The 7,641-nt window shown below is 68.9% G+C and carries 6 protein-coding genes and 1 pseudogene; 2 read left to right on the top strand and 5 right to left on the bottom strand.

Annotation, left to right across the window (positions count from 1 at the left end):
• Positions 1–524: 524 nt before the first annotated feature.
• Positions 525–935: an Imm10 family immunity protein gene (locus ACSNOD_RS25790; protein WP_436769450.1), complete on the top strand. Its 411-nt coding sequence runs from the start codon at positions 525–527 to the stop codon at positions 933–935.
• A 433-nt stretch (positions 936–1,368) separates the two neighbouring features.
• Here the strand turns inward: ACSNOD_RS25790 and ACSNOD_RS25785 are convergent, their stop codons facing one another.
• The 3 genes and pseudogenes from ACSNOD_RS25785 to ACSNOD_RS25775 all read right to left on the bottom strand — a co-directional run bounded on the left by ACSNOD_RS25785 (position 1,369) and on the right by ACSNOD_RS25775 (position 3,192).
• Positions 1,369–1,827 (bottom strand): hypothetical protein, encoded by a 459-nt coding sequence (locus ACSNOD_RS25785; RefSeq protein WP_436769449.1) that lies wholly within the window; start codon positions 1,825–1,827, stop codon positions 1,369–1,371.
• Positions 1,828–2,110: 283 nt separating this feature from the next.
• Positions 2,111–2,428 (bottom strand): annotated as a pseudogene (locus ACSNOD_RS25780) (TnsA-like heteromeric transposase endonuclease subunit); the annotation flags it as partial.
• Positions 2,429–2,643: 215 nt separating this feature from the next.
• A complete protein-coding gene (locus tag ACSNOD_RS25775) occupies positions 2,644–3,192 on the bottom strand; it encodes a DUF3291 domain-containing protein (protein ID WP_436769448.1) in 549 nt (182 codons plus the stop codon).
• Positions 3,193–3,707: 515 nt separating this feature from the next.
• Here ACSNOD_RS25775 and ACSNOD_RS25770 point away from each other — a divergent pair.
• Entirely contained in the window at positions 3,708–4,565 is an 858-nt protein-coding gene (locus tag ACSNOD_RS25770) for a PhzF family phenazine biosynthesis protein (RefSeq protein ID WP_436769447.1), read from the top strand.
• A gap of 111 nt (positions 4,566–4,676) precedes the next feature.
• On the opposite strand, the gene ACSNOD_RS25765 is transcribed toward ACSNOD_RS25770, so the two are convergent.
• Together ACSNOD_RS25765 and ACSNOD_RS25760 are read right to left on the bottom strand one after the other, a co-directional pair.
• On the bottom strand, positions 4,677–5,468 hold the full coding sequence (locus ACSNOD_RS25765; protein WP_436769446.1) for a CPBP family intramembrane glutamic endopeptidase: 792 nt from the start codon (positions 5,466–5,468) through the stop codon (positions 4,677–4,679).
• 164 nt (positions 5,469–5,632) lie between these two features.
• Positions 5,633–7,132: a glutamate-cysteine ligase family protein gene (locus ACSNOD_RS25760; RefSeq protein ID WP_436769445.1), complete on the bottom strand. Its 1,500-nt coding sequence runs from the start codon at positions 7,130–7,132 to the stop codon at positions 5,633–5,635.
• Between the last annotated feature and the right edge of the window lie 509 nt (positions 7,133–7,641).

The raw sequence follows: 7,641 nt of genomic DNA, 5'->3' as shown, positions 1-7,641 counted from the left end.
CCCCCCCCCCCCCCCCCCCCCGGCCCAGATCACACCGTCCTGCACGGTCTGCGCAGGACCACTGCCGACAGGTCGCGGTCGGGCTCGACGACGGACCTGTTCGCACCGTTGCCGGCAGAAGGCATATCGTCAACGACAGCCGATCCGCTGACCAGGGTCCACATCAGCTGAGATTTTCGACGCCCCGCGTCTCAAATGATCTGGTCGTCACAGGTCACAGACCTGCCCCGAGACCAGATCGTCCGAGACGGGTCATCAGTTGACCTGTCTCAGCGAAGGTTGCTCAGGTCTCAACGAAGATGCTCAGATCCGCGTTCGTCTCAGTGAATGTGCCGTTTCGGCGGCTCGTCTCAGCGAATATGCTCTGCCGAGCGGTTCTGGGTGACGCAGTCTCGGGCCCGCACCAGCTCCTTGACCTGCGGATGCTTGTAGAGGTGACGCTGGTGACGCACTTTCCGCCCTTCCCTCTGTTCAGTCTTGCCCCTGTCTGGAGGCTCAGAGGGACGCACTGATAGAACGCCCTCATGACGTACCGATTCATCGCCCGCGCCGCCAGAACCGAGATCGACCCGGAGGGCTACTTCACTGAAGCTGCGCTCGCCGAGCGAGAAGATGGCAGCGGCTTCATCCTGATGTTCATGGCGGGTGAGGACGATCCCGATGACCAGGAGATAGCTCTGGGGATGGACACTCACTGCCTGGTCACAGCCGGTCAGGGGACCGCGTATGGCTGTGTGCGTGAAGCCGTTCTGAGGGGCAATGTCCTCCATGTCTCACTGAACCCTGACGCTCTGGACGACCTGCGATTGGATGACAGCGAGATCGAGGCCGTCATCGAAGCGCCGGCAGAAGACCTCGCCCAGTTTCGAGAAGTCCTTGCCCACGTGCTCAACTATGGGCGAGCGGACGCCGTGCCAAGCCGCGTCGCTGTCTGAACCGCCGCCCCCGCCGACTGCCCAGGCATGAAGGCGAACGCGAGGCCCCCTTGCCTAGCTGTCACCAACAGCAAGTTTGCGGCGGCGACGCTGGCCCTTCTCCCGGCAGTTCCTCGAGCACCATCGACGGGCTCTTCCGAATCTGTCCTCTCGATGGGGGTCTGGCAGTGCTCGCAGGTCCGGATCCTGTAGGGGGCTGGGTCGAGTCTGCGGCGGGCTCGTTGACCGCAGAGGTATGAGCACCAGCGTCGCTGACCAGTCCCCGGCTTCGCTTTCGGGAGTGGGTCCTGGCAGAACTCACAGGTCTCGGCTGGCGAGCGGAGGAACTTCTCGGGCGAAGTGAGTCGACTCCAGCGGCGGGGGTGCTGCCGACAGGTTGCTGAGCACGTCTGGCGATGCGATCGAGAGTCCTGAGGTAGAGGCTTTTCGCAGGCTATGCAACGACGGTCTTCTGGGCGGGAAGGATCATCGTCGGCGCTGGAAGCCGTCGCCAAAGCGCGTCCCTGCTGATGCTGAAGGTAGGCGGTGCGGCGACATGCAGATGAACATGCGCCTTCGAACGGCGCGTCACCGCCGAGTCCAGAGTGTGAGTACCCGCCGTCAGTTTCTCCACCAACCGGTAGAGCGTGGCCCGGGAAGGCCACTGGGGCCCCGATTGTCCGTCCTCGGTCTCGTCGTCCTCCGTCTCCGTCCCGTCTTCGTCCTCGGTCTGCGTGAGGATCTCTTTTGTCCGCCAGATCAGGTAGGACGCGGTCCGAGTCGAGGGGTCGACACCTTCGTCGATGGCCTGGCGCATTGCCTCGACCACTCTGATGTCCACCGTCCCGAACTCCGGTCGCTTGCGGGCCGCTCGGCGATCAGCCAGCCCGGCGACCCCTTCCTTGAGGTCCAAGCCAGATGCGGAGGCAGCGGTATCCGCTCCGGGCGGAACAGGACCTCGAAGTCTTCTGCCGCGAACAGATCGAGCAAAGCCACCACGCGATGCGGGGCCTCCGCGTCCTCCAGAACTGCGGCCTGCGCGGTTACTTCGAGCACTCCGCGGACCTGCCCGTCGAACCGAACCCGCTCTCCAACTGCCAGGATCGGCGGGCGCCTCAGTCGGCTCATTGCCGCCGCCCCTCACTCCTGACCAGGCTTCCGGTCTCCAGCAACCCTCCTGAGAGATCCGCCTAACCCTCCCGCGTGCCGTCGTCCATGTCGTCCTCAGCACGGACGTCCACAATCCGAGCCTGCCCTGTAACCAGCCGGACGAAGTAGTCAGGGGCGTGGCGGCGACGCCTCTCGCCGTCATGCCAGTGCAGAACGGCTGCGACGATATCGCCCTGACCTGCGGATCTCGGTCGAGCAGGATCAGCCGGTCCCGCTCCAGCCACGACTCATAGCCCACGTGATCACGCATAGTCGTCGAGTAGTACCAGCCCGCGAAGCCCGGCGTGCCCTTGTTCCAGCGGAACGGCCGGACGGGCTCAACTATCTCGTACGCAACCTGTCAACTCGCTCCCAGCGGGAGCCGACGCCGCTCTCCCGTCAATGAGAAAGTCCAGCCCAAACGCCGTTAACGCCTCATCGCCGTACGCGCGCGACAGCGCTTCCACCGCACCCCCAGCCCGAAGGCCGAGCAAGTGCTCAACCTTCGGTGAGACTAACGATCATCCGTTCAGCTTCGCTGAGATGACAGGTCACAGGCGGGTCGGGCAGGGACGAGTCGCTACCGCTGTCCGCCGCCTTTGAGCCCGGTCGGCGCTCCGCCCGGGTCGAACGAGTGGTGGAAGGTGAAGGCGTACGGCGCCGAGCCGTGGTCGTGGAGGTGCTCCAGCCTGGAAACCCCGTCCCGCCAGGTGGGTATCGCGCCGTCGGCGACCCACCAGAACACGTGACCCGGGTGCCCCGTCCGCTCGAACCAGTCGTAACGCCTGTTGAGCCCCGCGCGGTGCAGGCCGGTGTAGACGGCGTCGAAGGCGGATCGCAGGTCGGTCCAGAGTGAGAGGGTCGCGGCCAGGGCGACGGTTTCCGCAGTGCGGCCCTTCCCATACCAGGCCGGAACAGCGAACTCTCCCCACTCACCCCAGTCCGAGTCGAAATCGGTCCGTGCGCCCAGGCTGCGATCCGCCGCTCGGGCATGAGCGATGTATCCGGGGTGCCGGCCGATCTCCCGGTACACCGCCTCACCGCTCTCATGGAACTCCCGCGTGAGAGGTGCGGGATCGGTGAGGGGCGACTTCAGGACGCCGAACGTGTACAGAGCAAGCTGAGGCATGCGTCTCTCCCTGGCCGAGGGCCTGGTGTGGAAGTCCCTGACGCTTTCGCTGTCCGGGCGTGGACTCGATTCGGCGGCCTGCGCATGGGGGCGGGGAGCTGTGGGCGTGCTCGACTCCCCTTGCGGGTGACTCAGGCGGAATGGAACCCCTGCGCGACTGTGGGCGGCGCCGAATGTCAGGCGAAGATAGCCCCGTCCGCAGACCCTGTCGAAGTTGCGTTTTCCCTGCCCAAGTGGCCTCGTAAAGAGGCCCCGAGGCGGCGAAGCGGCGCAGCGCCGCCCGAACGTCGCCACACCGCCGGCCGAGCGAAAGCGTGACCTGCCGCCCCGCTTCGGGAGCGTCACGTCTTCGGGAGCGTCACCGTCGGGCCAGGACCACCGGACCTTCCTTCGGACCGCCCGGGGGCCACTCGCGGGAGCGGCGCGGGCCACCGGGCCCAGGGAGGCGTCACCCCGAGCCACTTCGGGGCAATTGGCCTTGGTACGGGGGCGCGTGGCGGGCGTAGGGTCGCCGCATGAGGATTCGGATCGTCGATGCCTTCACCGATCGCCCCTTCGCCGGGAACCCGGCGGGCGTCGTGATTCTGGACGGGGACGCCTTCCCCGCCGACGACTGGATGCAGCGGGTCGCGGCCGAGGTCAATCTCTCGGAGACGGCCTTCGCGCACCGGCTGGCCGACGGCGCCGGAGCCGGCTGGGCGCTGCGCTGGTTCACCCCCACCACCGAGGTCAAGCTGTGCGGGCACGCCACCCTGGCCACCGCCCATGTGCTGCGCACCACCGGCGCCGACACCAGCGCCGGCTCCGGCTCCGGCTCCGGCTCCGGCTCCGGCACCATCGGTTTCAGCACCCTCAGCGGTCTGCTCACCGCGACCGCCGACGACAGCGGCGCCATCACGCTGGACTTCCCCACGGCCCCGCTCACCCCGGTGGAGATTCCCGAGGGCCTGGAGGAGGCGCTCGGGGCGCGGCCGCTGCGCGCGTACGACACCGGCGAGTACATCGGCGATCTGCTGGTCGAGCTGGCCGACGAGCGGACCGTGCGCGAGCTCGACCCCGACATGGCCGCCGTCGGGCGGCTCGACTGGCGGGGTGTGATCGTGACGGCGGCGGCCGAGGACGCGAGCCGCGGCCACGACTTCGTGTCGCGCTTCTTCGGCTCCGGCTGCGGCATCGGGGAGGACCCGGTCACCGGCAGCGCGCATACGGCCCTGGCGCCGCTGTGGTCGGAGCGGCTGCGGCGCTCCGAGCTGACCGGGCTCCAGGTCTCGGCGCGCACCGGTTACGTGGCGACGGCGCTGCGCGGCGAGCGTACGAGGCTGACCGGGCGGGCCGTGACGGTGATCGAGGGCGAGCTGCTCGTCGCGCCCTGAGCTGCCGACGGGAGCGCGGCGAGCACGCGGCGGGCGCGCGGCGAACGGCTCACGCCGGGCGCGCCACCGGGCACGCCGCGGGACACGCCGCGGGGCGCCGCAAGGGCCCCGTCACGCCGTCGGCAGCCAGCCGACCCTGCCCGCGAGCAGCGCGTACCCCACGAACGCCACGATGTCGATCAGGGCGTGGGCCGCGACCAGCGGCCCCACCCGCCCCCAGCGGCGGTACAGGAGCACGAAGACCGCACCCATCACCATGTTGCCGATCAGGCCGCCCACGCCCTGGTAGAGGTGGTACGAGCCGCGCAGCACGGAGCTCGTGGCGAGCGCGGCCATCGGCGTCCAGCCCAGCTGGCCCAGCCTGCGGAGCAGGTAGCCGATCACCACGACCTCCTCCAGGAGGGCGTTCTGGACGGCCGAGGCGATCAGCACCGGGAGCTTCCACCAGACGTCCGGCAGCGACTCGGGCACGACCGTGAGGTTGAATCCGGCCGCCCGCACGGCGAGGTAGAAGGCGAGCCCCGTGCCGCCGATCGCCGCGGCCACGCCCGCGCCGCGGGTCAGGTCGAAGCCCGGCCGCCGCCGGTCCAGGCCGATGGCCCGCAGGCCCCCGGCCCCCTCCCGCGTCAGCAGGTGGGCCACCAGCAGGACGGGCACCAGCGCCGTGGCGATCCCGAAGAGCTGCCAGGCCAGGTCCAGCCAGGGGCGGCCGGGCGCCTGGCTGCTGTTGAGCGTGGCGGCCTGGTCCTTGAGCCCGCCCGGCCGGGTGGCCGAACCGGCGAAGCTGATCAGCGCGGACACCGCGCTGGCGCCGACCGACAGGGCCAGCACGAGCAGGGTCTCCTGGCTCAGCAGCCGCCGCCGGGACGAGGGATCGGCCACGCGGCCCGACTCTGCCAGCACACCTGTCTCCGTTCCACCGTTCCGCCCCGCGGGGTCGTCACAGCTTGCCGCACGCCGCGCCGCCACCGCACACCGGCCCAGGGAGACCCGAGGAGGCACGAGGAGGCCCGGGGAACGAGCGCGGCCGGTCGGGAGGTCGGAAACAGGGACCGACCGGGAAGACGTCAGCCCGGGAAGACGGCCGGCCACAGATGCACCGGCTCCCCCGTACGCATCAGCTCGCAGTAGCGCCGGGTCGTCGCCGCCAGCGCCGCCTCCCGGTCGAGGCCACCGTCCAGCGCCAGATGGAACGTCTTCGCCTGCCAGCTCGCGCCGTTGACCTTGCGCCGGCAGCGCTCCTCGATCACGCCCAGATAGTGATCGCGGTCGGCCGGCTCCACGCCCCAGGCGTCCAGCCCCGCGGCGGCCAGCGGCAGCAACTCGTCCCGCACCAGGCGCACCGCGGGCACCTCGGTCACGCCTCCCCGCCCCGACCGGGGCCAGCGCAGCACCGCGTCGATGCCGTACCGGCAGGCGGTGTCGAAGTTGGCGGAGGCGGTGGCAAACGGCAGCCGCGACCAGATGGGCCGCGGCTCCTCCGCCAGCGCCCGTACCAGCCCGTAGTAGAAGGCGGCGTTGGCAATGACGTCCGTGACCGTGGGGCCGGCGGGCAGCACCCGGTTCTCCACCCGCAGATGGGGGACGCCGTCGGCGACGCCGTACACCGGCCGGTTCCAGCGGTAGATCGTGCCGTTGTGGAGCGTGAGTTCCTGCAGGCTCGGGGTCTCGCCCCGGTCCAGCACCCGCAGCGGGTCCTCCTCGCCGCAGATGGGCAGCAGCGCGGGGAAGTAGCGGACGTTCTCCTCGAAGAGGTCGAACGCCGAGTCGACCCAGCGGTCCCCGAACCAGGTGCGCGGCCGCACCCCCTGGGCCTTGAGCTCCGGCGGGCGGGTGTCAGTGGACTGCTGGAACAGCGGCGGCCGGGACTCGCGCCACAGCTCCCGGCCGAAGAGGAAGGGCGAGTTGGCGCCCAGCGCGATCTGTACGGCCGCGACGGCCTGGGCCGCGTTCCAGACGGCGGCGAACCGCCCGGGCGTGACCTGGAGATGCAGCTGCACGGAGGTGCAGGCGGCCTCCGGGGCGATGGACTGACAGGTGTACGTGAGCCGTTCTACGCCCTCGATGTCGAGGGCGATGTCTTCTCCCCGGGCCGCGATGACCTGCTCGTTGAGCAGCCGGTAACGATCGACGTCGGAAAGGTTCGCGGAGACCAGATCCCGCCCGGTGAGCGTGGGCAGAATTCCGATCATCACAATTTCCGCGGAGACCTCCTGGGCCTTTCGATCGGCATAGGCGAGGCCGGTACGGAGTTCTTCCGCGAGCTGGTCGAGAACGCGCGCGCCGAATCGGTGCGGAACAATGTTCACTTCCAGGTTGAACTGGGCCAGTTCGGTCTGGAAATCACCGCTCGCTATCCGCTTGAGCACCTCCGCGTTCATCATTCTCGGCAGTCCGTCGGGACCGGCGAGATTCAGCTCGATCTCCAGACCCACGAGGTTCCTGGGACGGTCGAACCGCTTCTCCTCCAACAGCCGCGCCAGCCCCTCGAGGCACTGGTGCAGCCTGGTGCGGTAGCGCTGTCGATCGGACAGGTCGAACCCGCCGGCCACGACCTTCTCGCCCATCGAAGTGTCCCTCCATCGAATGGGTCGGCAGCGTCGCCGGCCGCCCATGTCACGGTCGATGATGCCCGGCAATGTGATCGATTACGCCCGGCGGAGACCCTCTGCCCGCTAGGCTGGAAGATACACATGTGACGGCACATACCGCTGGCATAGCCGATCGTCCGGTACGGCGCTTATGGCTGGTGAAAAATACCGATGCGAATCAGCCTACCGTTATCCGGAGGAACCCCCAGGTCATGATGGAGAACCACCGGACACAATCGGCGGAATGCCGCGCGAGGACCGTCCTGATATCGCCTTGCCGGTAATACGCACGACAGCTAGCGGAAACACTGTGTGAACACGTGTCGTATAAACTCTTCACGTCGAGGCAGAGAGCAGGCGCCGCCGGTTTCGATCTCCGGCCCCCTCCGGCCCCCCGCACGCCGACAGCGCCGTCAGCACCTGCCCAGCTCCACGTGTCTCCACCAGTGAGAGGCGACCCACCATGCCCCTGCATGTCCCCCCGG

Source organism: Streptomyces sp. URMC 123 (genome assembly GCF_051386515.1).
Taxonomy (GTDB): domain Bacteria; phylum Actinomycetota; class Actinomycetes; order Streptomycetales; family Streptomycetaceae; genus Streptomyces.
This window is presented reverse-complemented; position numbering and strand designations above follow the sequence as displayed.